At 64.2% G+C, this 23,115-nt stretch carries 18 protein-coding genes; 3 read left to right on the top strand and 15 right to left on the bottom strand.

The genetic code is table 11. The annotated features are described in order from the left end of the window. Positions 1 to 1,257, top strand: a 1,257-nt coding sequence (locus LJE63_05620; protein ID MCG6906086.1) for a chloride channel protein, incomplete at its 5' end; no start/stop codon positions are given. Positions 1,258 to 1,373: 116 nt separating this feature from the next. Here the strand turns inward: LJE63_05620 and truA are convergent. Next, complete coding sequence (truA, locus tag LJE63_05615; GenBank protein ID MCG6906085.1) at positions 1,374 to 2,120, bottom strand: tRNA pseudouridine(38-40) synthase TruA; 747 nt, start codon at positions 2,118 to 2,120, stop codon at positions 1,374 to 1,376. Positions 2,121 to 2,234: 114 nt separating this feature from the next. Next, positions 2,235 to 3,404, bottom strand: coding sequence for a response regulator (locus tag LJE63_05610; GenBank protein MCG6906084.1), 1,170 nt, complete (start codon positions 3,402 to 3,404; stop codon positions 2,235 to 2,237). 475 nt (positions 3,405 to 3,879) lie between these two features. On the opposite strand from LJE63_05610, the gene LJE63_05605 reads away from it, so the two are divergent. Next, on the top strand, positions 3,880 to 4,872 hold the full coding sequence (locus LJE63_05605; GenBank protein ID MCG6906083.1) for an arginine N-succinyltransferase: 993 nt from the start codon (positions 3,880 to 3,882) through the stop codon (positions 4,870 to 4,872). Here the strand turns inward: LJE63_05605 and LJE63_05600 are convergent. The 9 genes from LJE63_05600 to LJE63_05560 all read right to left on the bottom strand — a co-directional run bounded on the left by LJE63_05600 (position 4,851) and on the right by LJE63_05560 (position 15,320). Then, a complete protein-coding gene (locus LJE63_05600) occupies positions 4,851 to 7,061 on the bottom strand; it encodes an MFS transporter (protein MCG6906082.1) in 2,211 nt (736 codons plus the stop codon). The two genes, LJE63_05605 and LJE63_05600, sit on opposite strands and share 22 nt — an antisense overlap. Continuing rightward, on the bottom strand, positions 7,058 to 7,933 hold the full coding sequence (locus LJE63_05595) for a hypothetical protein (GenBank protein MCG6906081.1): 876 nt from the start codon (positions 7,931 to 7,933) through the stop codon (positions 7,058 to 7,060). The genes LJE63_05600 and LJE63_05595 overlap by 4 nt, the downstream gene beginning before the upstream one ends. A gap of 57 nt (positions 7,934 to 7,990) precedes the next feature. After that, a complete protein-coding gene (locus tag LJE63_05590) occupies positions 7,991 to 9,019 on the bottom strand; it encodes a hypothetical protein (GenBank protein ID MCG6906080.1) in 1,029 nt (342 codons plus the stop codon). A 32-nt stretch (positions 9,020 to 9,051) separates the two neighbouring features. Continuing rightward, positions 9,052 to 10,860 carry a response regulator gene (locus LJE63_05585; protein ID MCG6906079.1) on the bottom strand — a complete coding sequence of 603 codons (1,809 nt, stop codon included), beginning with the start codon at positions 10,858 to 10,860 and terminating at the stop codon, positions 9,052 to 9,054. A gap of 15 nt (positions 10,861 to 10,875) precedes the next feature. Beyond that, a complete protein-coding gene (locus LJE63_05580) occupies positions 10,876 to 12,051 on the bottom strand; it encodes an ABC transporter substrate-binding protein (GenBank protein MCG6906078.1) in 1,176 nt (391 codons plus the stop codon). 297 nt (positions 12,052 to 12,348) lie between these two features. Further along, on the bottom strand, positions 12,349 to 13,275 hold the full coding sequence (locus LJE63_05575) for an AEC family transporter (GenBank protein MCG6906077.1): 927 nt from the start codon (positions 13,273 to 13,275) through the stop codon (positions 12,349 to 12,351). A gap of 106 nt (positions 13,276 to 13,381) precedes the next feature. After that, on the bottom strand, positions 13,382 to 13,882 hold the full coding sequence (locus tag LJE63_05570; GenBank protein ID MCG6906076.1) for a hypothetical protein: 501 nt from the start codon (positions 13,880 to 13,882) through the stop codon (positions 13,382 to 13,384). A gap of 16 nt (positions 13,883 to 13,898) precedes the next feature. Next, on the bottom strand, positions 13,899 to 14,654 hold the full coding sequence (locus LJE63_05565) for a YdcF family protein (protein MCG6906075.1): 756 nt from the start codon (positions 14,652 to 14,654) through the stop codon (positions 13,899 to 13,901). A 132-nt stretch (positions 14,655 to 14,786) separates the two neighbouring features. Then, positions 14,787 to 15,320, bottom strand: a complete 534-nt coding sequence (locus LJE63_05560; protein ID MCG6906074.1) for a hypothetical protein — start codon at positions 15,318 to 15,320, stop codon at positions 14,787 to 14,789. 186 nt (positions 15,321 to 15,506) lie between these two features. Here LJE63_05560 and LJE63_05555 point away from each other — a divergent pair, with 186 nt between their 5' ends. Beyond that, positions 15,507 to 17,723 (top strand): DUF3141 domain-containing protein, encoded by a 2,217-nt coding sequence (locus LJE63_05555; protein MCG6906073.1) that lies wholly within the window; start codon positions 15,507 to 15,509, stop codon positions 17,721 to 17,723. A gap of 186 nt (positions 17,724 to 17,909) precedes the next feature. On the opposite strand, the gene trpA is transcribed toward LJE63_05555, so the two are convergent. The 4 genes from trpA to LJE63_05535 all read right to left on the bottom strand — a co-directional run bounded on the left by trpA (position 17,910) and on the right by LJE63_05535 (position 22,843). Next, entirely contained in the window at positions 17,910 to 18,674 is a 765-nt protein-coding gene (trpA, locus tag LJE63_05550) for a tryptophan synthase subunit alpha (protein MCG6906072.1), read from the bottom strand. After that, the gene (gene trpB / locus LJE63_05545) at positions 18,667 to 19,893 is read right to left on the bottom strand and encodes a tryptophan synthase subunit beta (GenBank protein ID MCG6906071.1); all 1,227 of its coding nucleotides are present in this window, start codon (positions 19,891 to 19,893) and stop codon (positions 18,667 to 18,669) included. Before trpB ends, trpA begins: the two co-directional genes overlap by 8 nt. Then, positions 19,886 to 20,638, bottom strand: a complete 753-nt coding sequence (locus tag LJE63_05540) for a GntR family transcriptional regulator (GenBank protein MCG6906070.1) — start codon at positions 20,636 to 20,638, stop codon at positions 19,886 to 19,888. Before LJE63_05540 ends, trpB begins: the two co-directional genes overlap by 8 nt. Before the next feature lie 198 nt (positions 20,639 to 20,836). Continuing rightward, positions 20,837 to 22,843, bottom strand: a complete 2,007-nt coding sequence (locus LJE63_05535; protein ID MCG6906069.1) for a cation:proton antiporter — start codon at positions 22,841 to 22,843, stop codon at positions 20,837 to 20,839. Between the last annotated feature and the right edge of the window lie 272 nt (positions 22,844 to 23,115).

Below are 23,115 nucleotides of genomic sequence, written 5' to 3'. Positions count from 1 at the left end.
GGGGTGGGCAGCATCTTCCGGGCGCCCCTGGCCGGGGCGCTCTTCGCCGCCGAGGTGCTCTACCGCGACCCGGAATTCGAATCCGAGGTGATCATCCCGGCGGGCATCTCATCGGTGGTGGCCTACTGTCTGTTCTGTTTGGTCTATGGCTGGGGCTCGCTGTTCGAGTCCCCGCCATTCAAATTCCAGAACCCGCTGGAGCTGGGCCCCTACCTGGTGCTCGCCCTGGTCCTGGTGGCCACCGGCTGGCTGTTTGTCAAGGCCTTTTACGGCACCATCGCGGTGTTCGGGCGGATCACCATCCCCAACCATATCAAGCCGGCCATCGGCGGTCTGTTGACCGGGATCATCGGTTTTTTCCTGCCCCACACCCTGGCCTTCGGCTACGGCTTCGCCCAGCAGGCCCTCCACAACGAGTTGACCGTCCCGTTTCTGCTGTCTCTGGCCCTGGGCAAGATTCTGACCACCTCCTTTTCCATCGGCTCCGGCGGCAGCGGCGGGGTTTTCGGCCCTTCCATCGTCATCGGCGGGGCCATGGGGGGTGCAGTCGGCAAAATTTTCCATGATCTTCTGCCGGAAGTCGTAACCCAGCCCGGGGCCTTCGTGGTGGTGGGCATGGCCGGCTTCTTCAGCGCCGTTTCCAACACCCCCATTTCGACGATTATCTTCGTCAGTGAAATGACCAATTCCTATCACCTGCTGCTGCCCAGTCTGCTGGTCTGTTCGGTGGCCTACCTGGCCTCCCAGGGCTGGACGATTTTCCAGCGCCAGGTGAAAAACAAGCTGGCCTCACCGGCCCACGCCGGCGATTTTTTCGTCGACATCCTCCAGGCCATCCAGGTCCAGGACCTGATGCACCTGGTCAAGAAAGTCAGCCTGATCCCCCAGGACATGAGCTTCCTGAACTTCAAAAAACTCTTTGCAGCCACCAAACAGCATTATTTCCCGGTCATGGATCAGCACGGCCGTTTGATCAGCATCTTCTCCAGCACCGACATCCGCGGCGTTCTCTTCTCCCCGGAGATCGAGCACCTGGTGGTCATGGGGGATATCGGCACCTCGCAGATCATCACCACCACCCCGGCTGACGATCTCAACTCGGTTCTCCAGAAATTCACCACGCGCAATATCGACAGCCTGCCGGTGGTGAGCGAGGATGACCACGGCATTCTGCTGGGCATGCTCAACCGCCGCGAAGTGATCGCCTTTTACAACGAACGCATCCAGCAGATGAAAGCCAGGGCGGACGCGGCCTGATCCCCATCGCCCGGGAGGCCCATCCGCCAGCGCCTATCCGGGTCAAGTCAGCAGGGGCCAGGGGCGAGGACTGTAAAAAGGCGGGCTGGTGGCGGGGTCGTTTTTTTCAAGGCACCTCAGTAGTGGACCGCCACCAGAAAAAGCCCGCAAGCCGGCGCGGTGGGCGCCGCCTGGGAGCGGTCGCGGGAGTGCAGGATGGCCTGTACGGTCTCCGGCAGTCGTTTGCCCAGGCCCACCGCCACCAGGGTGCCGGTGATGTTGCGGACCATGAAGCGCAGGAAGCCGTCGGCCTCGAAGGTGAGGTCGATGCGGCCGCCCTCCCCGGCGACCACCTCGAGCCGCCGAAGATCACGGACCGTGTGGGCCCGCGGGCTGCCGGCCCCTTCGAAGGCCTTGAAGTCGTGGCTGCCCACCAGAAAGCCTGCCGCCTGCCGCATCGCCGTGAGGTCGAGCAACGACCGGACATGCCAGGCGTAGTGGCGGCCGATGGCCGCCGGCAGCGGGCGATTTAAAATCCGGTAGCAATAGGTCTTGCCCTGGGCGTCGTAGCGGGCGTGAAATTCCAGCGCCGCCGGCTGGCAGCCGCGGATGACGACATCGGCGGGCAGCAGGCAGTTTAAACCTCGCAGGAAATCCGCGGCCGTCAAACGGGTCTCGCACCGAAAATTGGCCACCTGGCCGAGGGCGTGCACACCGGCGTCGGTGCGGCCGGAAGCGTTTAAGGTGACCGCCTGGCGGGTCATGACCGCCAGGGCGGCCTCGATCTCCGCCTGCACACTGCGGGCGTTGCGCTGGCGCTGCCAACCGTGGAAGCCGGTGCCGTCATACTCGATCAGCAGTTTGAAATTTTGGTGAGCCGGCAAGAAGTCAAAATCCAGACGGTTTCGAGAAAAAGGCCAAGTCCGGGGCGCGTGAAGACAGCGGCCTGGGGCACACTCGATGTGCGCCGCCGCGACGATGGGATCGGCGGGGGCCGGTCAGGCGGCGCCGCCAAGGTCCAATTCGTTGAGCTGAGACCTCAGCAGATACCAGTTGCCTTCGGGGTCGGTCAGCGCCAGCAGACGGCGGCCCTCGCCGCCCGCGGCGACGAAATCCAGGATCAGGACAACCCCCATGGGCGTATGGCAGGTCATTTCACGACACTCGCCCAACCCCTCCTGGGGGGTGGTTTCCGCCGCGAGATTGAAGACATCGTTGAAGGCGGCGGCCAGGCGCTCCAGATCCACCTGCTGGTCGGCGACCTCCGCGAGCAGGATGGCGCCGGCGGCATTGAGCAGCGCAAGGGCGCGGAAGCCTTTGATGCCGGAAATCGCAGGGATATGCTGCTTCAGCCTGTCCTCCAGGCTCTCGGGCGCGGGCGCCGCAGAGGGGCTGGGGGCCGGCGCCTCGAGGGCAGCGTCATCCTCCAGCAGGTTGGAGACCTCCTCGTGAATCTCCCGGTCCTCCACCACCGTCCCGCTGGCCGGCGGGGCGTGCCTCTGGTGGGACCAGATCGCACCGGCCATATCCATCAGCTCGGTCTTGACGCGCCGCGCGGTGCTGCGGCGTTTGGGCAGATCGGCGAACCGGATTTCGATGCGCTCCCAGCCGGCCATCTCAAGAGCGGCCTGTTCACCGCTGAGCTCCGCGAAGTGGGCGTCGATCAAAACGCCCTCGTTGAAGTACAGATACCCCTTGCCTTTGCCGGCGGATTTGACCTCCATGCGGCAGGTTTTCTTTTCAACCTCCACCAGCGGCAGAAAAGAGCTCATCGCCATGCCTTTCTTGATGGCGATCCCTTCGTCCTTGATATTCAAGCCGATGAAGATGGCGGTTGCCAGGGCGCCCAGTTCGAAGGGCTTTTCGATGTGGTAGAGAAAACTCTGCTGGTCCATTTTTTTCTTGAACCACGGCTTGCCATTCTCGGACATGACGATGCAGGGGGTGCCGGGGTGATGCTGGGTCATATAGGCCAGCAGCTCCAGGCCGCTGACCGTCGGGGCGTGCAAATCGGCCACCAGCACGGCGAAGTTGCCGCGATTGAGGGCCGCCAGCGCCTCGCGCCCGTCAGCAATGGTGCGCACCCTGAACTGGTGCAGCTTGCTGAAGCCCTCCTCCAGCAACTTCAAATTCTCGCGGTCACCATCGACGATCAGGACCTTATCCATTATCACCTGCCTTGGCATCAACCGCAGAGCGCCGGGGCGCCGGAAAGGGTCGGATACGGGTGCAGGCAGCGCGGCTATCTACCAAACCGATTTGCTCTGCCCCCGACGATCCGCCGACCAACGCGGCATTTAGCGCAGTCCCGTTATCATTTCGGATGTTTCGGGCGATCCATAAAGAAAAAAGTCCATCAGGACAAGCCGTTTGTGGCCGAAATAGCTCTTTCAAACTATCAGCGCGGCCCGAATCGCGGCCGCCATCCTTGATTTCGGATAGCGGGCGGTGTATTCAGTCCCTACGAAACTGCCTGATTTTTTAATTTTTATCGGCCCATCAATTTTGGTAAAAATTGGGAAACTCTACTTTTTTGTCCTCCCCAATTCAAGAACTTTCGGGGTCGCCGACCCTGCCCCAACCCCGGCCTGAAATACCCCGCCGCAGTCCTGAACCCCTCTGCCGCAACGGTATCCGCCGCCCATGAACATCCGATTTCTCATCCGAAGCGCCGCCCGCCGCGATCTGAAAGACCTGATGAGGCTGGCGCCCCAGGCGTCACTGGTAAACCTGCCGCCGGACGAAGACATCCTGACGATAAAAATCGCCCGCAGCCTCCAGGCCTTTTCCGCCAACCCGCCGCCATCCGCGGAATATCTCTTCGTCCTGGAAGATGTCGCCAGCGGCGAGGTGGTGGGAACCTCGCTGATCATCGCACGCTATGCGACCCCCCGGACACCCCATTATTTTTTTGAAGTGCGCGACACCTCCCAGGGCCAGGAATTGACCCTCGGGGTGCGCACGGGGGGCCTCAGCGCCATCGGCGGCCTGGTGCTCGACCGGCGCTACCGCGGCATGCCGGAGAAACGCGGCAAGCAGATCAGCCTGATCCGCTTCGTGTTTATGGGGATGCAGCCCCAGCGTTTCGAACCGACAGTGCTCTCGGAGCTGATGGCACCCGTTGCAGCGGACGGCTCCAACCGTTTCTGGGATGCGCTGGGCGGACATTTCACCGGCATGCGCTACGCCGAGGCCTTTGAATTGACCCGCCAGAAGCGCCGCGATTTCATCCCGCGCCATTTCCCCGCCACCCCCATCCGCCTGCCTGCCAACGGCTGCGGTTTGCAGCGCAACCGGGACCAGGTGCTGGACTCGGGCAAACCGGAGCAGCGAATCCTGGAGAAGGTCGGCTTCACCTACGGCCGGCGGGTGGATCCCATGGACGGTGCGCTGCACTACGAAGCCCCCCTGGCGGAGATCAGCATCGTCAAAAACGGCCGCTTCTACCGGGTATCGGAAACGGGCCGCAGGGACTGCACCCAGTCGGCGCTGCTGGGGTTCATGCGCGGGGACCGTTTTTTCGGCGGGCAGTACCCGGTCCGGGCGAGCGGCGGCAACGCCGCCCTGCCCGGGGAGGTGATGGCCCTGTTGGGTCTTAAAAACGGCGAAGCGGTTTATTTGAGCCTCCTGGCCTGAGGCCGCAAGCGCCAGGGCCCGCCAATCACCGCGAGATAGGCCAGGCTGGCGGCCAGCGAAAAGGCCGCCAGGGCAACCATCGCGCTTTCATACCCCAGGCGGCTGATCAACCCGCCGACCACCAGCGGCCCGGCCACGTTGCCGACCCGTTCCCAGAAACGAAAGAGCCCCATCCCGGCCCCCTCCCCCATGGCTTTGGCCACCCGGGTTTCGGTGATGAAGGCGGCCTGCGAGGACACCGAAAAGGTGTGGGCCAGACCCAGCATCGCGGCCAGGAAGACCGCCGCCCCCACGCCGGAAAAAAAGAGAAAAACCGACAGCGCAAGGGCGGTCAGAAGGCCGCCGACACCGATGTAGTATTTGCGGTAGGCCGGACGATCGCAGCAGCGGTAAAAGAGGGGGCCAAGAAACACCATGGATAGACCGTAGCAGATGATCACCCGGCCGATGTCCCCCTGGGAGGCGGCCCCCTGGCGCAGGTAAAGGGGCACGAAATAGAACAGCACCCCGATCAGAACGATCTTGGCGGGGATCGCCTGCAACCAGACCACCGCACAAAATTCGCGGTCCAGCAGCACTTTCAAGGCGCCGCGCAGGGGCCAGCCGCGTTGGACGGCGGGTTTGGGCGGGACCCTCCAGGCGTGCCTGAAAAGCAGAACCCCGAGCGCCAGGGCCAAGAGCGACACCCCGCCGCTGAGCAGAAAGATACTGCGGTAGCCGATGCGATCGGCCAGCACCCCGCCCATTACCGTACCGCAGATGTCTCCCCCGAAAAAGGCCGCCAGAAAAGCCGCCATCCCCACTGCACGCTCCCGCACCGAGGTGTTGTCGATCACGAAACGCTGGCAGGCCATGAACACCATCCCGAAGCCCAGCGCCGTAACCGCCCGGAAAACCACCAACTGCGCGATGCTGCCCGCAGCGGCGGTCAGCAGCAGGCCAACGGCGTTGAAAACGATGCCCGCCAGCAGCGGCCGGCACCAGCCGACGCGCTCCGACCAGCTACCGGTAAGCGGCATGCTGAGGGCGAAGACCGCCATGAAAACCGAAATGGGAAGCCCGATCACCACTTCCCGAGACACCCCCCGGACGGGGGCGTAGAGGGTTTCGACATAGAGGGGGAAAAAGGAGATGCAGAAGGCATCGGCGATGATAAAGAGAAAGATCAGCGGCCGGATCCAACCGCAGGGCATCTGCTTCGGCAGGGCGTCGCGGGACACCCGGCGCCAGTCCGAAGGCAGCGCCTGGATGGCGGCCGGTGCCAGGCGGCTGACGAGATCGGCCGCCTGCCGCTGCAGAGCCGCGACCGTCGCACGCAAATCGGCTGTGCCCACGGTTGCAACGCAGGCGGCCGTTGGCGCCGCGGGCCGGACAGCAAGCTGATCAAGCCGCCGGCGGGCGGCTTCGGCCCGCCGCCGCAGGTTTCCCAGCGGTGCGAGGGCGTCCAGGTAGCGCTGCATGCAACCGTTGAAGGCCGAGACCATCCGTCCGAGGGCGGGGGTCAGGTCCCCGGCCGGGTCGACGACAGGGCTCTGGCGGTAAATCGAGCGGTTGACCGCCGCCAGCACCCGGTCCAGCGGACGCCCAATGCGCTCGGCCACAAAAAAGGTCAAGGCCTCGAAGGTCACCAGCAGGGAAACCAGCATGATGGTCAGCATGTCCAGCCAAATCCCGCGGGACCGTTGCAGCAAGAGATCGGGCGCAAGGCGCAGATACAGGTGGCCGGCGACCAGTCTCTGGCCGGGGGCGCGAAGCGGCACCCGGGTCTCCAGGGCGTCCGCCGAAATCCCCAGCCGCCGCAGTGCAAGCAACGTCTCCGGCGCGATCGGCGGGAGCCCCGCGCGTCCCGGATGAGGCGACAGCGCACCCGTGGGCGCCACCGCGCAGACCACATTGCCGGCCACGTCCAAAACCGCGATCACGGCCAGTTCGGGGGTGGCGGCCAGCACCGCACCCAGGGTCTGCTCCAGCCGCCCCAGGCGGGTCAGCGGCACCCCGAGGCCCAGTGCGTGCTCAAAATCCCGCTCCAGAAAGGCCCCCAGCCGCTGGCATTGCTCCTCCAGGGCTTTGAGGTAGCTGGTCTGAAAACGGGCCACGCTGCGGCGCGCGTTGAACACCTGGGCGGCGACAATCACCAAAATCACCACCAGAAAGATCCGGGTCCGCAGACTGATGTCCAGGTGACTCATGGCGTCTTCCGCCCGGCGCCGGGCGAGAGGCGGAGCTGGGACTCGAGGGCTGTCAGCCGTACTTCAAGCGCTTCGATTTCGGTCTGCAGGGCGGCGGTCTTTTCCAGGGTCCGGCCCGCGTGGCGTGCAAAATTCGCCAAGCAAAAGGCCAGCTGATCGGGTTCATAGCGCCGGAGGCGGCCGTTGGCATCGGCGTCGGCCCACCGGGCGGCCGGATACCCCGGAGGAGCTTCCCAGCCCTTCCGCCCAAGGGTCTCCAGCCACCTGGAAAGCTGCAGCAACCGGTGGTTCAAGGGTCTGGTCAGGCCAAAGAAGAGCAGGGCGGCCAGCAGCAGCGCGGCCGCGGCCAAAAGGGGCACAAGGTCGCCCAGGGTCTGGATGGCCATGGTTTTAAGCCGGTCATGGAGGGGAGCCCGGGAGAAGGTGACCTGAAGGACCCCGAGCGGGTCGTGGGCCTGACGCCGCAGGGGCATCTCGGTGGCGTAAACCTTGCCCCTGCGACGGGTGGCGCCCGCAGTGAAGGGCGCCTGCGATTCCGGTGACCCAAGGAGGCGCTGCCCCACCCGGCCCGGGTCGGTGTGATAGAGAACCCACCCGTCGCGGTCGGCGACGCCGGCGTTGGTGATTTCAGGGGATAATACCAGCACCTCGGTCAGAAGACGCTCCATGCCGCTGAAGCTGCCCAGGGGCTTGCCGAAGTTCAATCCGGTTTCGATTTTCTGCTGGAGGCTTTTGGCGGCCATCTCGTAAGTTGAAATCAAGGCAGAGGCATAGATCCTCTCAAAAGCGGCAATGCTCAGAAAGCTGCTGAGCAGCAAGGTGGCGCAGAGAATGGCCAGCGCCACCAGCGTGGTTTGGGCATGAAATTTCATGGGCGAGGGTAGCGCGGCGGGGCACCTTGGCGGATCTTGCGCGGCGCCCAGCGCACCCTATTTCACCAGACGGTCGGCCGGCAGGCTGATGGCGTCATAAACCGCGTCGCAGGACCGCAGCAGATCAAAAGACGGATCGAAGCCGATTTCCCTGGCCACCGCCAGGTTGAGCGAAATCTTGGGCATCGAATGGTCCACCATGGACAGCGCCCGCGGCAGGGCGCCTTCCAGTATGCGAATCACGCGCTCGGCCAGAAACCGGCCCCGGCTGCTGAAATCATAGCTGGCAAATCCCATCAGGGCGCCGGCCTGCACCATCCGCTGGCCCTCGCGGGCAAAGGTCGGGATGCGGTGTGCCGTCAGCAGATCGAGCAGACGGGCGACGTCGCACTGGCACCAGTCGAAGCACACCAGGGGGGGGATGAAAAAGGCATCCATGCCCTGGGCGATCAGGCTCTGGATGCCGGCCAAACACTCCGCGGTGGTTTCCGTCGGGCTCACCTCGGGATAGGCCAGAATCGCGAAACCGCGCTCGCCGGCGACTTCGCGGGCATCGGCCAGGTTGGCGTACTGACGACCATTTTCCGAGTCGTGATACATCAGGCCGAGCTTGGAAAAGCCCACCTCGGTGTGAAAGATCTCGAACATCCGCCGGTAGCGCCCGGGAACGATGCGCACGGTGAAGTTATCGATTCCGGAATCGGTTTCGCTGACCACAAAACCGGACCTGACCGGGTCCGCGACGGCCATGGCCACGATCGGGGTGCGGCCGTTGTTGCACGCCAGCAGGGCCGCGGTGGCGGCGCTGCCGGCGGCCAGGATCAAGTCCAGGTCGCCACGGGCCATCAGGTGACGGGCGCAGCGGGCCAGTTCGGCCTCATGTTCCCAGCCCGGACTGAAGTGGGCGTCGCCGGGGTAGTCGATCCGCTGCCCCCAGCCCCGCTGCTGGAGCTCCAGACGCAGGGCCTCCGCTGTCTGGCTGTAGGTCCAGTAGGCACCGCCTTCGAGGTAGCCCAGGCGAAAAGCCCTCCCCGCCGGCGCCGCCGGCACCGCCGCCAGCAGCCAAACCCCGACCAGCAGCGCCATCCCCAGTGACCATCGACCCCTGTGCACCACGGTCAGTTCTCCAGGGCCGCCTTGACCGCCAGCCCGATTTTCTCGAGGGTATAGGGTTTGCGGATGTAGTGGGTCACGCCCAGCGCCATGGCCTTTTTGACCCGGTGATCCTCGGCAAACCCGCTGGCGATGACCGCCCGCTGGGACGGATGGCGCTTGATGACCCGCTGGTAGGTTTCCAGCCCGTCCATCCCGGGCTCCATGATCATGTCGAGCACCAGCAGGTCCACCGGGCACCGGCTCATCTGGGCGAGAGCGTCCTCACCGCTGCTGGCGGTGGTCACCGAGTAGCCCAGTTTTTTTAGAATCGAGGAGGCGATTTCGCGCTGCTCGGGAATGTCGTCCACCACCAGGATCGATTCGTTGCGCCCCAGGTAGGCCTGCAGGGGAAGCTCCCCCAGCTTGTCGAACATCTTGTTGCGGGTGACCGGGAAGTAGATTTCGAAGGTCGTGCCGCGGCCTTTGGCGCTGCGCAGGTTGATGTGGCCGTGGTGGTCCTGAACCGTGCCCCAGACCACCGCCATCCCCAACCCGGTGCCGCTGCGGCCCATGACCTTTTTGGTGTAGAAGGGCTCGAAAATTCGGTTCATGTCCTCCGGGGCGATTCCGATGCCCTCGTCTTCCACCCGCAGAACGACGTATTCCCCCGGCCGGATGGTGTCGTAGCCCCGGACACTGTCCTCCAACAGCCGGTTTTCGGTCGCTATCCGGATGCACCCGCCATCCGGCTGGGCCTCGGCGGCGTTGGAAACCAAGTTCATGACGGTCTTTTTCAGATGAACCGGCGACCCGTTGATGTTTTTCAGATCCGACGGCAGATCGGATGTCACCTCCACCTCCAGGTGGTACATCTTGAGCTTCTGGTATTCGGGCGAGCCGAGGTATTCCTGGACGATGGCGTTTAGGTTGACCACCTCGTTTTTGTTGACCCCCCGACGGGCGAGGGTCAGGAGGTCCTCGACGATGGCGGCGGCTTTTTGGCCGGACTCCTGGATGGTCAGGATGGGTCTGCGAAACGGGCTTTCACGGGGCAGGTCCAGCAGAATCAGCTCCGGGTAGCTGACGATCCCGGAGAGCACGTTGTTGAGGTCGTGGGCCACGCCGCCGGCCAGAAGCCCCAGGGCCTCCATTTTGCGCGAGCGCGACAGCTGCTCCTTGAGTTTTTCCTTCTCTTTCTCGGCCATCCAGCGTTCGGTGTAGTCGTGGGCGAAATAGACGATCCGGGAGGTCTGACCGGCGGCGTTGAAAACCGGAAAGATCCGGTTTTCCAGCTTGCGCCCGCCGCTTTCGTCACTGAACTGCCGCGGCAGGCCGGTCTCGACGACCTCCTGGATCATGGCCCGGCGGGTGACGGCCAGATGGTGGGGGATGAACGCAAAAAGGTCGCGACCGATGACCTCCTGCCGCGGTTTGCCCAGGTCCCGCAGGAGCACCTGATTGCAGGCGACGATGGTGCCGTCGGTCTCCAGCAGCATAGCCTGGTCGGCGGTGGCGTTGAGTATCGCGCGCGCCGCCTCGTTGCTGCGGCTGAGTTCCAGCTGACTTTTTTTCAGGCGCTGCAGAAAGCCGGCCGCCATCAGCCCGCCCAGCAAAGCGGCCACCATGAAGGAAACCCGCGTGAAGAGATCCCGGTAGGGCACCTTGAAAACGATGGCGTCCAGAAGGGTCTCGGGCCCCTCGAGCAGCAGGAAGCGCAGATGGCGATGGAAGTAATAGTAGGAAAAGGCGCCGTCAAAAACCCAGAAAAGGCCCCCGAAGAGAAGGGCGATGGCGATGACGCGAAAAAAAAGGGATTTGTGCGCGTACACCATAACGACAGCCTGCCTTTAGGGGGACATGGGGCCGGATTCGATCTCGCGGTAAATTTCATCGGCCACGGTCAGAATGGCCCGGGGCGGGGTGTACCCGATCCGTGCGGCCGTCTCCAGGTTGATGGCGATCTTGAGGGGCTCCTTGTAAACCGGGTCCAGATCGCAAGGACGGGCACCGTTGAAGATCTTGGCGATCACGCTGGCGTAATATTGCCCCAGCCCCCTGAGGTTCTTGCGCGAGATGCTCATCAGGACCCCGCGCCGCACCTGGTCGCTGCCCCGGCGGGTCCAGGTGGGGACCCGGTGTTCAAAAAGCGGCGCCAGCGATTCGGGCATGAACCGGGGGTTTTCGCCGCGGTGCACGGTGATCCAGAGGGCGTCGATGCGCGGTGCGAGCTCCTGCCAGCAGGCGTAGAGGGCCGCGGCGGCCTCGGCCTCGGTGTTGCCCTGATCCTGGGCCTGGCATTCCACAATCACGAACCCCCGCTCCCGGGCCACCTGCTGGACATCTTGGAGATTGGCGTAAACCCGCCCCGAAGCGGAGTCGTCGTAGACCACCCCCAGGCGTTTGAAGCCGACGATGTCGTGAAACAGCCGCAGCTGCCGCAGGTAGCGTGCGGGGTCGATCTTGGCCAGGACATGATCGTAGCCGGAATCCTCGACGCTTTTGATGATCCCGGCTTGTATCGGGTTGGCCGCCGCCGCCACCACCACCGCCACCTGGTGGTAGCTGTTGGCCAGATCCTGCCCGGCCCAGGTGCCCATGGCGATCATCAAGTCCAGATCGTTGCCGGTCTTGAGGCGCTTGAGCATCGCGGACTTGTTGTGGGGGCGGGCGGTCTGCTCGTCCCAATCCGACGACCAGTAGGCATCGGCCACGAAGCGCAGAAACCGGCTGCGGCTGTCGTCGGCCAGCCAGGTCCAGAGCCGGCGGGTGTCGGAATCGTCATCGGATCTGGGGATATCCGCCGTTTCCACCCATCCCGTCGCCATCAGGGCGCGAACGGTCTCCACCAGGTTTTGGCGGTAGTCCAGGTAGGGGCCGCCCTCGCAGTAGCCGATGCGCCATTTTTGACCGTTGTTGAGCCGCGGGGTTGTCGGGTAGAATTGCCGGTCATCGGTGAGGCCGCATAAGGGCGTCAGCAGGGAAAGGAAAAGCAAACAGACGGTCGCCTGGATTGCCTTGCGCATTTTGGCTTGGGTTCCTTCCTGTCGGGGCGCACCCCGGATCCCGGCGATGTCACGGCAACAGTGCGACCGCGCCCCTCTGTCGCAGGGGTAAAAAACCGACATCGCGGCGACCGAACGCATGCGGAAAAGAGATGGACGTGCCCCGGGTTTTCTGGCTTCACGGGCCTTGAGGGGCCCCGAAAACCGGGCTACAAGATCCTTTTCGGATCGAAGTAAAAATTCCTATACAGCACTTCGATAGAAATTGTCAATGATACCGGGCATCCGAAAACTTCCCCGGCCGGGCCGGATCCGGCCTCAGAAAATTGTCGGCAGCAGCAAAGCGACGGAAAGGGATAGAAAAGAGAGCACCGTCGAGACCACGATCGAGGCCGAGGCCAGTTCGGTGTCGCTTTTGAGCTGCGAGGAGAGCACGTAAATGGCCGTTGAGGTGGGCAGGGCGCAGAAGATCATGCCCACTTGAAACGCCAGCCGGCCGACGCCCAGCCAGCGAAAGAGAAAAAAACCCGCCAGGGGCAGCAGCAGCAGTTTGAAACCCGCCCCCACCAAACACAGGCTGAGATTGCCGCGCAACTGCCCGAGGGTCAGGCTGCCGCCGATTGACAGCAGCGCCAGGGGCAGGGTCAGCAGCGAGGTCAGCCGCAGGGTGTTGTCCAGAAAGGCTGGAAACCCCAGGTTTAAGCGCGCGTATAGGATCCCCGCCAGGCAACCCAGAATCAGGGGATTTGAAACCAGCGCCGTGAAGGTGATCCACGCCCGCTGGCGCCCGGAATACGGCTGGTCCGAAAACCAGATCAGGGTGGAAACGGCCAGCACGTTGATGGGCGGGATGGCGAGACCGACCAGAACCCCGAAATGCTGCGCTCCTTCCTCGCCCAGGGCAGTCAGCACAATGGCCATGCCGATATAGGTGTTGAAGCGATAGCAGCTCTGGCAAAAGGTGCCCACCTGGAAGGCCGGCAGCTTGAAAACCAGGGCGTAGCAGATGCTGGCCAGGCAGGCCGTCGCCACGGCCAGCAGGGCCGTCCCGCAGAAGCGCCAGTCGACGGCCAGGGTGCTGCCGCCCCCGCCGATCTTCCAGAAGAGCATGGCCGGAAAGAAGATGAAGTAAACCAGCCGGTCGGAGGTCTTGAGGAAGGTGTCATCGGTCAGCCGGTGGTGCTTGAGCCGGTTTCCCAGCAAGATCAGGGCAAAAACCGGCAAGAGGCTGTCCAACACGATCATGGGCGTTTCACAGACAAGATCCGGATGGGTTTGCCCGGGGGGCGGCCCCGCAGGCTGAGACCCTTTGGGCCGTTTCCTTTGCGGGCGGTCCCGCCTCGAACCGGGTTCAGGCGTCGGCCTCGGTCCGACGCACGGCCGGCACCCGGTTGGCCGGGCAGTCGCGATAGATGCAGCGGCTGCATTCATAACGCCGCAACGTCATGCCCACGGCGGTCAGCGCGGCGGCATAGATCAAAAGCTGCCCCGGCTGATCCAGCAGCCAGTAGAGCGGGAAAAGAACCATGACCACCGCGGCCAGCAGCGAAAGCCCCTTGGCGCGCCATCCCGGGGGCCCCGGGCGGGGTTCGAAAAACTTGGGCAGGCCCCACAGAAACAGGCATTTGACGGTTTTGCCGGTGCGGGCGTAGTGCGGACAGTGGCTGCAGAAAAACCGGCAGAGCATCAGCAGGCCTGCCAGCAGCACCAGCAGGTAGACCCCCAGCCAGAGAGCCGAGACCGCGGCGATGGCCATGGCTGCGATCAGCAGCGGGACCGCCGCCATCAGGATCCAGTAGAGATAATCCGCGAAACTATGGCGCTGCTTGAGATCATGGCAGTTTTCGATCATTTTTTCGCCTCCCGAATCAATACAGAAAGCGATATGCCAAAAGCCCGAGATATTCGTGCAGGGCATCTGAGATCGGGTCGTAGCTCTGGGGCAGATAAGCCGGCCAGCTGTAAGTTTTATTTTCCCAGGTGCGGAAACCGGTGGGGAAAAAGAGGGCCGCCAGCCCGGCCTTTTCAAAGCTCAGCCGCGTGCGCCGGACGTGCAGCGCGGAGGTCACCACGATCGGCCGCCGGAACCCCTGGGCCTGGCAGAGCGCCTTGGAGAACGCTGCGTTTTCAAGGGTGTCCCGGCTTTCGCCCTCCACCAGGATCATCTCCCGCGGCACACCCAGGTCCGTCAGCAAGCGGCGGTAGATAGGCCCCATGGGCGCCTGCGCGGGATGGACCTGGCCGCCGCTCAGTATCACCGCAACCCCCAGCCGCCGCTGCAGCCGGACCACCGTGACGATCCGCGCCCAGGTGCCTTCGGAAGGGATGCCGATCCCGCTCAGATCCGGCGATCCTTCGTAAACCGCACCCCCCATCATGATGATCACATCGCCCTCGGGATTCTCGGGTATCGTCAAGCCGGCCTCCAGCGGGCGCAGCAGTTTGTCGGCCATCGGCGGGATCGCCGGGATCCAAAGCGCGGCCGCAATCAGCGCAAGCGCCAGCCCGCGCCCCGGGCGGCCGCGCCAAAGGCTGCGCAGGCCGGCAAGAAGGAAGAGGAGAACGAAGAGACCCGGCAGCAGCACAAACGGCGTGATGATTTTTTTCAGAAGGTAGAGGTCCATCTCTTTTCTTGGCAAGACCGCCGCGGACGCGGAGCTCCCCGTTGGTGTCGGCGGATCCAACGCCGGTAGCGGGCAAAAAGACGAGCGCGCTGTGGAATTGCTTTTTGCCGGGAGCCCAAGGCCCGGGAAGCCTCAGAGCAGGTGCTTTTGAAAGGTTGCCAGGGCGTCGGGCAATTTGCGACGCACGAAGGTCTCCTTTTCGCGCTGGTGCAGGCGCTGATAGTGCCCGTACTCCGGATGGCTGTCGGCCAGTTGGGGCGACTGGCCGCCGACGGCCGCTTGGACCCGGCCAAACTCCCGGACCATCTCCAGCAGGCCGAATTCTTGGGTGGGGTAGGCGCTGAGCCATCCCAAGCGCCGCATCAATTCAAAGCGCACTTGGTCCGCCAGGAAGAGATGGATATCCACCACCCGCATTTTATCCCCGCCATCCAGGTAGGGAAAGATACTGGCAGCCCCGAGTTCCAGAACCCCCATGATCAACTCGTAGAATGCCGCATTGCCCTGCTCCCCAGGAAGCGCCAAGGCATAGAGGCATTTGTCCGATAAGTCCTTCAGCCGGGTGTCCTCGCCGAAGGTCCCGCCGAAGCGCCTGGACCAGGCGCCAAAGGCCTTCCTGACCAGCAGGCGCGAACGGTAGCCCGCAAGATCGACAATCTCAGCCATCACGGTTTCCTCCCCGCAAACCCGCCGCCCGGCCGCCGCTTTGCGCCGCCGGCAAAAACAGGTCCGGCCGTGATTTGTATTTCCGTTTGCCTCTGGGAAGGGCTATACTAAATTTTATTGACAATAGAAACGGGTGGTCGCAAAAAAAACTCAGACCACATGACTTCCCCGAAAGGAGACGGGCGCATGCAAAACCTACCCACAACCCCCCTCGGCTGGATTCAGGATGCCTTCCCCTACGCGGTGGACACCCTCCAGCGCACGATTCTCTTCTGGGACGTGATGCGCCAGCGGGGCAACATCTATTTGAGCCACCTGCGCCGGGGCCAGCCGCCGGTGCTGGTTTTCGAGTACGAAGGGGTCCTTTCCGGCACCGAACTGGAGCGGCCGGTGAACTACTCCCTGATCCGTATCCTGGACCGGCGCAGCCCGCAGCACCCGGATCGTCGCCAGCAAGCGGCGCCACCGGCCGCCGCGTTGGACCGCCGGGACCCCGCGGGCGACCGACGCCACAAACCCCAGGTGGCCGAAAAAGCCCCGCGGGCGACCAGTCGGCCGATCGTGATCATCGACCCCAGGGCCGGCCACGGCCCGGGGATCGGCGGCTCCAAGCAGGATTCCCAGATCGGCATGGCGCTGGACGCCGGACACCCGGTGTACTTCATGATCTTCAAAACCCGTCCGGTGCCGGGCCAGACCCTGGAGGATGTCCGCAACGCGCAGATCCGCTTCGTTGAAGAGGTCCGCCGGCGCCACCCCGACGCCCCCAAGCCGGCGGTGGTCGGCAACTGCCAGGGGGGCTGGGCGGCCGCCCTAGTGGGCGCGGAAAGGCCGGAGCTGATCGGCCCGATGGTCTTCAACGGCTCGCCGCTCTCCTACTGGGGCGGGGTGGAGGGCGCCAACCCGATGCGCTACCTGGGGGGGCTGCTGGGGGGGGTGTGGTTCAACTCCCTTTTGAGCGATCTGGGCAACGACATCTTCGACGGCGCCAACCTGGTGGCCAATTTCGAGAATCTCAACCCGGCCAACACCCTCTGGTCCAAGTCCTACAACCTGTATGCCAAGATCGACACCGAAGTCGAGCGCTACCTGACCTTCGAGAAATGGTGGGGCGGCTTTTTCCTGATGACCGGACAAGAGATCCACACCATCGTCGACGGCCTTTTCGTGGGCAACAAACTGGAGCGCGGCGAATTCGAACTGGCCCCGGGCAAGCGCATCGACCTCAAGGCCAACAACCAGCCGGTGGTGGTCTTCGCCTCCTTCGGCGACAACATCACCCCGCCCCAACAGGCATTCAACTGGATCGTGCGCGCCTACGGCAGCGCCGGCGAGATCCGGCGCCGGCGGCAGGTCATCGTGGTCCACACCCACGAAGATATCGGCCACCTGGGGATTTTCGTTTCCGCCAGGATCGCGCGCCGGGACCACAAGGAGATCATCGCGAGCTTCACCATGCTTGACTACCTGCCGCCGGGCCTCTACGAAATGATCATCGAGGACGACCCCGAAAGTCCCGCCGAATACCAGGTGCGCTTCGTGGAAAAAACCACCGAAGACCTCCTGGCCATCGACGACCGCCCCGAGGAGGAGCTGGCCTTTTACGGGGTCAAGAGGGTCTCGGAGCTAAACGACGCCCTCTACCGCTTCGCCCTGGCCCCCTGGGTGCGCTTGGCCAGCAGCGAATCCTCGGCCGAAATCCTGCGGCAGCTGCACCCGCTGCGGGCGCAGCGCTGGCTTTTTTGCGATCTCAACCCCTGGCTGATCCCGGTCAACATGTGGGCGTCGATCATCCGCAACGGCAATCGCCAACCGGCGGCAGAGACCAACGTCTATCGCCGCATGGAAAAGCGCGTCGCGGAGAACATCGAAAACGGCCTCAATTTTTACCGGGATATGCGGGACAGCCTCTGGGAGCAGCTTTTTCGGGCGATCTACGAGAACCCGTGGGTGAAGACCACTTATCCAGCCCCGGCAGCGGACGCCGAGGACGGCGCCCGGCGCGTCGAGGCCCTGCGCCGGCGGGATGCCGATGGTCTGCGGCAGGCGATGGGCAAGGGGGGATTCCGGGAGGCCGCCGTGCGCATCGTACTGGCCCTGCTGCTGGCGGATTTCGAACTGCAGCGCACGGGCTACGTCATGGCGGGCCGGCTGACCCGGACGAACCGGCGCACCCGGGATATCAGCCCGGGCGAGCTGCGGGACCTGGTCCAGACCCAGGCGCGCATCCTGCAAACCGACACCGACGCGGCCATCGCCGCCCTGCCCCGGCTGCTGCCCAGCGCCCAAGACCGCCGCGAGGCCCTAGCGCTCTTGCGGGCAGGGATCGGGATGCTCGGCCGCGAACCCAATGCCCAGGAAAAGGTCGCCGTGGCCAAGATAACCGCCGCGCTATCGGCCTGATCCGCCCCGGCTGCCGGCGGCGGCTGCGGTCAGGATTGAGGGACCGGTAAAAATCAAATTTTGAGATGGCGGTGAAAAAAGTTCAAGTTACGGCGCGCAAATCTCAGCGGTGTGAGGCGTACTACTGTACGCCGCAGCGACTTCGAGATGCAGCGCAACGCAGAAATTGAATTTTTTGCGCCGCCATCAGGGTTGCAGCCCGCGGATAAACCCCTCCACCGCCCCGACACCGTGTTCGTCCACCAGGCGGATGGTTTCGGTGCCGATCACGGCGATATCCGCCTTGCCCCTGAGAAAATCGATGTCCGAGCGGTCCTTGACCCCGAAGCCCAGCGCCAGCGGCAGGTCCGTCGCCTGGCGGCAGCGTGCCAGGTAATCCTCCAGGGCTTCCGAAAACGTCGTCTGCTGGCCGGTGACCCCCTTGCGGGCCACGCAGTAGATGAAGCCGCGGCCATGCCCGGCCAGCATCCGCATGCGCTCCTGACCGGTGGTGGGCGAAAAGATGAAGATCGGCGCCAGCTGGTGCGTCTGCATGGCGGCCAGATAGGTCGTTCCCTCTTCCGGCGGCAGGTCGGGCACGATGGCCCCGGCCATGCCGATGCGCGACATCTCGGCGGCGAACTCCGCCACCCCGTATTTGTAGACGATGTTGCAGTAGGTCATGAACAGAAACGGGATGTCGAAGGCCGCGGTCGCGCGCTCGGCAAACGCCAGCGCCTGCCGCACCCGGGCGCCGCGGGCCAGGACCTCCTGGTTGGCCCGCAGGATGACCGGCCCGTCGGCGATGGGCTCGGAAAACGGGATCTGCAGCTCCATCAGGTCGACCCCGGCCGCCACCATGGCCTTGACGATCTCAAATGACGCTTCGAATGACGGGTAGCCGACGACGATGTGGGTCATCAACAAGATCTCTTTTTTCTCGCGTTGACGTCGCAGGTAGGTTTCAAGCATCGTATTGCTCCGCCTTGTGTTTGATGAACTCCCGCCAGGCGGGGTCTTCGAAGGCCTCGGCGATGGTGAAGATGTCCTTGTCGCCGCGCCCGGACTGGTTGATGATGACGATGTCCTCGGGGGTCATGTCCGGCGCCTCCTTGAAGGCCTGGGCAAAGGCGTGGGCCGACTCCAGGGCCGGGATCAGACCCTCCCGGCGCATGGTCAGGCTCAAGGCCTCCAGCACCTCGGCATCGGTGGCGGCCTCGAAGCGCGCCCGGCCGGACTGTTTGAAATTCGCCAGGATCGGGGAGACCCCCACGTAGTCCAGTCCGGCCGAGATGCTGTGGGTCTCGCGCATCTGACCGTCGCTGTCCTGCAGGAAAAAGGTCCGGTAGCCCTGGGCCACCCCCACGCTGGCATCCGCCGAGCACAGGCGCGCGGCATGCCGGCCCGAAGCGAGGCCTTTGCCGCCGGCCTCAACCCCCACCAGTTCCACCGGGTCGTCCAGAAACCCCGAAAAAAGCCCCATGGCATTGGAGCCGCCGCCCACGCAGGCATAAACCCGCTTGGGCAGCCGGCCCTCCCTTTCGAGAATCTGGCGCCGGGCCTCGCGGCCGATGATCGACTGGAAATAGGTCACCATCTCCGGGAAGGGGTGCGGGCCGCAGGCCGTCCCGAGGACGTAGTGGGTGGTGTCCATGTTGCCGACCCAGTCGCGGAAGGCCTCGTTGATGGCATCCTTCAGGATGCGGGTGCCGTTGCGGACCGGCACCACCGTGGCGCCCAGGCGCTCCATCCAGAAGACGTTGGGGCGCTGGCGCTCCACGTCGACTTCGCCCATGTAGATGGTGCACTCGAAGCCGAAGCGCGCCGCCATGGTGGCGGTGGCCACCCCGTGCTGGCCGGCGCCGGTTTCGGCGATCACCCGCGTTTTGCCCATGCGCTTGACCAGCAGCCCCTGGCCCATGACGTTGTTGGCCTTGTGGGCGCCGGTGTGGTTTAAGTCCTCGCGCTTGACGTAGATGCGCGCCCCGCCGAAATGACGGGTGAGGTTGGCCGCGAAGGTCAGTGGCGTGGCGCGGCAGGAGTAGGTGGCCATGACATCCTGGTAGGCCGGCCAGAAGTCGGGATCGGCCTTGGCGGCCTCGAAGACCGCCTCCAGTTCGTCAAAGGTCGCGTTCAGGATCTCCGGTAGAAACGCCCCTCCGAATTCGGCATAATAGCCCCGTTTATGCATCACCAGGTCCTCCGATGTTTTGCGAAAAGACGAATTGATCCGTGCGGCAGTAAAGTTCCGAAAAAACGCCGTTTTGGGCCTGGGGGAAGTGCAGCAGGCGGGTGACGGCGAGCACGGGGGTTTCCGGTGTCACCTGCAGGTGACGCGCCCGCCCGGCGTCGAGATAGGCGATTTGAAAGCTCTGCCGGCCGCCGTTGGGGCGCAGGAAATAGCGCTCTTCGGCGATCGCCGAAAGCGAGCGGCCCTCCAGATCAAGATCCGCGAGGCCGGCAAAAAGCCCCGGGTGCAAAAAGAGGGTTTCAATCAGCACCGGAGCGGCCTCCACGCAGGTGAGACGCTCCAGAAAATAAGCCTTTTCGCCGGCAAACGGGTTCTCTCCCGCGGCGTCGATCGTTTTGAGCGCCAGCGGGGCGATGATCCGGCTTTCCACCGCCAGGCCCTTGCGGTGGAACGAGGCGCTGGTGCCGTCCAGCGAAAACAGGTCCACCTCCCGGCGTGGCTCCCGCACGTAGGTGCCCGATCCGCGCCGGCGCACCACCAGCCCCCTGCGCACCAGGACCTCGATGGCTTGGCGGGCGGTGGGCCGCCCGATGGCAAAGGCCGCCGCCAGCTGGTGTTCGGAAGGGATCCGGGCCCCCGGCAGGTAGTCCCCGCTGCGGATCCTGCCGGCCAGCAGCTCCGCCAGCTGGTGGTAAAGGGGCAGCGGCGACTGGGGATTGAGAATTTCGGTGCGGGTCTCGGGCATGGCGCCGGAGCTCCATAGGGTATTCTGAAAAAAGAGTTTTTGGCGTTGACCGGAACCCTTGCGGCGGCCGGGTGGGATGAGAGTGGCAAATATTGGTCAAGTTGTCAAGACAAATTATGAAAAGGGTCTCACTTCTCCCGGAAGGGACCCCCGGTGGGGTCTGGTTTTCGGCCGCGGCCCGGAGGGATCCGGCGGCCTTCAGACCGGCTCCGCAGGGTGGTCCGGCTCAGGCTTTCGGAACAGGTGCAGTTTTCCCAGCACGCGCCGGTGCTCGCCGAACACGTAGGCCAGGTCGGCGGCCCGCAACCGGAAGTCGGCCTCGGGGTTGGCGATGGTCTGGTCGCCGCGTCTGACGGCCACCACGGTCAGGCCGTGGACCTGGCGCAGGGCCGCCTCCTTGAGGCTCTTGCCCACCAGGGGGGCGCCCGGGTCCACCACCAGCGAGACGACCTCGTGTCCGGTCAGCACGTCCCTGACGCTGCAGAAGGACTGGTCCGGGGAACCGGTTTCGCACAAAAAACCGTAGTTCTCGCCGCGCACCTCGGCGGCGAAGCGTTCGATCTCGCGCACCGGCACCAGGTAGGTGGCCAGGACCCGGGTGAAAATCCCGATGGAGGTCTCGAACTCCTCGGGCACCACCTCGTTGGCACCCAGTTCCTTGAGCGGCTGGATTTCGGTCACAAAACGGGTACGCACCACGATGCGCAGGGCCGGGTTGGCCCTGCGCGCGGCCTCGGTGATGCGCCGGATGGCCGCCGGGTCTGCAATCACCACGGCCAGAATGCGCGCCCGGGCCACCCCGGCATGGGCCAGCACCGCGGGCTGGGCCGCGTCACCGTATGAGATCGGCTCGCCCTTGGCGCCCTCGTTGCGCACCGTGTCGGGGTTCATCTCGAGCACCACGTAGCGGATCCCGGCCATCCTGGCGGCCCGCGCCAGATGCCGTCCACCGATGCCGAAGCCCACGATGATCAGGTGGTCTTCGGGGGTTTCGGTCTCGCAACCGTTGCCGGCGGGGACCAGGGGGCCGGCACCCCAGGGCAGTTTGGCAGCCAGAAAGTCGGAGAAGCGCGGCGAGGCCATGATCAGAAAGGGCGTCAGCGACATGGTCACGATGGCCACCGCCAGGAAGAGCTGGTACTCGGATGCGGCCATCAGCCCATAGGTCATCCCCACCCCGGCCAGGACAAAGGAGAACTCACCGATCTGGCAGAGGCTGAGTCCCGTCAGGGCCGCCACCCGCAGCGGAAAGCCCAGGACCAGCCCGGCCATCGAGACGATGACGCCCTTGACCAGCAGCACGGCCAGGGTGACCGTCAGCACCAGCCCGAGGTTGCCGAAAAAGAAGTTCAGGTCCAGGAGCATCCCGATGGAAACGAAGAAGACGCTGGTAAAGACGTCCCGAAAAGGCAGGATGCCCTCCAGGGCGGAGAGGGAGTACTCCGACTCGGACATCAGCAGCCCGGCCAGGAAGGCCCCCAGGGAAAGCGACAGGCCCATCTTGGAGGTCAGCAGCGCGATGGAGAAGCAGAGCCCCAGGGTGGTCATGAGAAACAGCTCCCGGCTGCGGGTGCGTACCACCAGCAACAGCACCCGGGGGATGACGACCTTGCCCAGGACATAGAGCAGCGCGATGATCCCCACCGACTTGCCCACCAGCAGCAGCAGAGAGGGCCCCAGGTCGCCTGCCTGGCCGGAGAGGAAAGGCACCAGCAGCATCATGGGCACCACGATGAGGTCCTGGAAAATCAGAATACCGAGACCGATGCGGCCGTGCGGGGTGCTCATCTCCGCCCGGTCGGAAAGGATTTTGAGTACGACCGCGGTGCTGGAAAGGGCCACCAAAAACCCGGCAAAGACCGCCTTGCCCATGGAAAAGCCCAGTAACAGGGCCAGGGCGTCGAAGACAATGATGGTCAAAAGCACCTGGGTGGTGCCACCCAGGAAAACGGGCTTCTTCAGACGCAAAAGCTCCGTGAAGGAGAGCTCCATGCCGATGACGAAGAGCAGCAGGATGACCCCGATCTCGGCCAGCATCTCGACCTCGTGGGCCGCACCCACCAGCCTCAGGCCGTGGGGTCCGGCCACCACCCCGGTGATTAGAAAACCGATGATGGCCGGAATGCGGAGACGATGGCAGACGAGAATGACGCCGATGGACAGGCCGAAGATGACCACGGCCTCTTTGAGGATCGGTATTTCCATAAATTGGCAGCCAAAAGGTGCTTTTTTAAAGGTCCTTAAAAAGCATTTTACCCCGCCCTACGGTGTTTTCGCAGAATGGAATTTTGGCGGGCATCCCGGTAATAGACCGGGATTTACAACTCCCATTGGTCTGTGTTCATTTTCTTGTGCGGACAAGAAAACGAACCAAAAGAAACCGCCCGCGTCCCGGGGCCCTTCGGGCTGCCCTGCGCTTCTCGCAGCCGGCGGGCCCTGTGGAACGCGCTTGCGCTCAGACAGCCACAGGGCCTTTA

The organism is Desulfobacteraceae bacterium, assembly GCA_022340425.1.
In the GTDB taxonomy this organism is placed as follows: domain Bacteria; phylum Desulfobacterota; class Desulfobacteria; order Desulfobacterales; family JAABRJ01; genus JAABRJ01.
The sequence above is the reverse complement of the archived record's forward strand: the minus strand, read 5'-3'. Positions and strand labels throughout refer to the sequence as shown.

Excerpts from the sequence above, each read along its gene's own strand:
- LJE63_05605 (MCG6906083.1), top strand. The coding sequence starts at position 3,880 with ATGAACATCCGATTTCTCATCCGAAGCGCCGCCCGCCGCGATCTGAAA.
- LJE63_05540 (MCG6906070.1), bottom strand. The coding sequence starts at position 20,638 with ATGCCCGAGACCCGCACCGAAATTCTCAATCCCCAGTCGCCGCTGCCC.
- LJE63_05560 (MCG6906074.1), bottom strand. The coding sequence starts at position 15,320 with ATGGCTGAGATTGTCGATCTTGCGGGCTACCGTTCGCGCCTGCTGGTC.
- LJE63_05590 (MCG6906080.1), bottom strand. The coding sequence starts at position 9,019 with ATGGCGCTGCTGGTCGGGGTTTGGCTGCTGGCGGCGGTGCCGGCGGCG.
- LJE63_05575 (MCG6906077.1), bottom strand. The coding sequence starts at position 13,275 with ATGATCGTGTTGGACAGCCTCTTGCCGGTTTTTGCCCTGATCTTGCTG.
- LJE63_05580 (MCG6906078.1), bottom strand. The coding sequence starts at position 12,051 with ATGCGCAAGGCAATCCAGGCGACCGTCTGTTTGCTTTTCCTTTCCCTG.
- LJE63_05565 (MCG6906075.1), bottom strand. The coding sequence starts at position 14,654 with ATGGACCTCTACCTTCTGAAAAAAATCATCACGCCGTTTGTGCTGCTG.
- LJE63_05600 (MCG6906082.1), bottom strand. The coding sequence starts at position 7,061 with ATGAGTCACCTGGACATCAGTCTGCGGACCCGGATCTTTCTGGTGGTG.
- trpA (MCG6906072.1), bottom strand. The coding sequence starts at position 18,674 with ATGCTTGAAACCTACCTGCGACGTCAACGCGAGAAAAAAGAGATCTTG.
- LJE63_05585 (MCG6906079.1), bottom strand. The coding sequence starts at position 10,860 with ATGGTGTACGCGCACAAATCCCTTTTTTTTCGCGTCATCGCCATCGCC.
- LJE63_05595 (MCG6906081.1), bottom strand. The coding sequence starts at position 7,933 with ATGAAATTTCATGCCCAAACCACGCTGGTGGCGCTGGCCATTCTCTGC.
- trpB (MCG6906071.1), bottom strand. The coding sequence starts at position 19,893 with ATGCATAAACGGGGCTATTATGCCGAATTCGGAGGGGCGTTTCTACCG.
- LJE63_05535 (MCG6906069.1), bottom strand. The coding sequence starts at position 22,843 with ATGGAAATACCGATCCTCAAAGAGGCCGTGGTCATCTTCGGCCTGTCC.
- LJE63_05570 (MCG6906076.1), bottom strand. The coding sequence starts at position 13,882 with ATGATCGAAAACTGCCATGATCTCAAGCAGCGCCATAGTTTCGCGGAT.
- LJE63_05610 (MCG6906084.1), bottom strand. The coding sequence starts at position 3,404 with ATGGATAAGGTCCTGATCGTCGATGGTGACCGCGAGAATTTGAAGTTG.
- LJE63_05555 (MCG6906073.1), top strand. The coding sequence starts at position 15,507 with ATGCAAAACCTACCCACAACCCCCCTCGGCTGGATTCAGGATGCCTTC.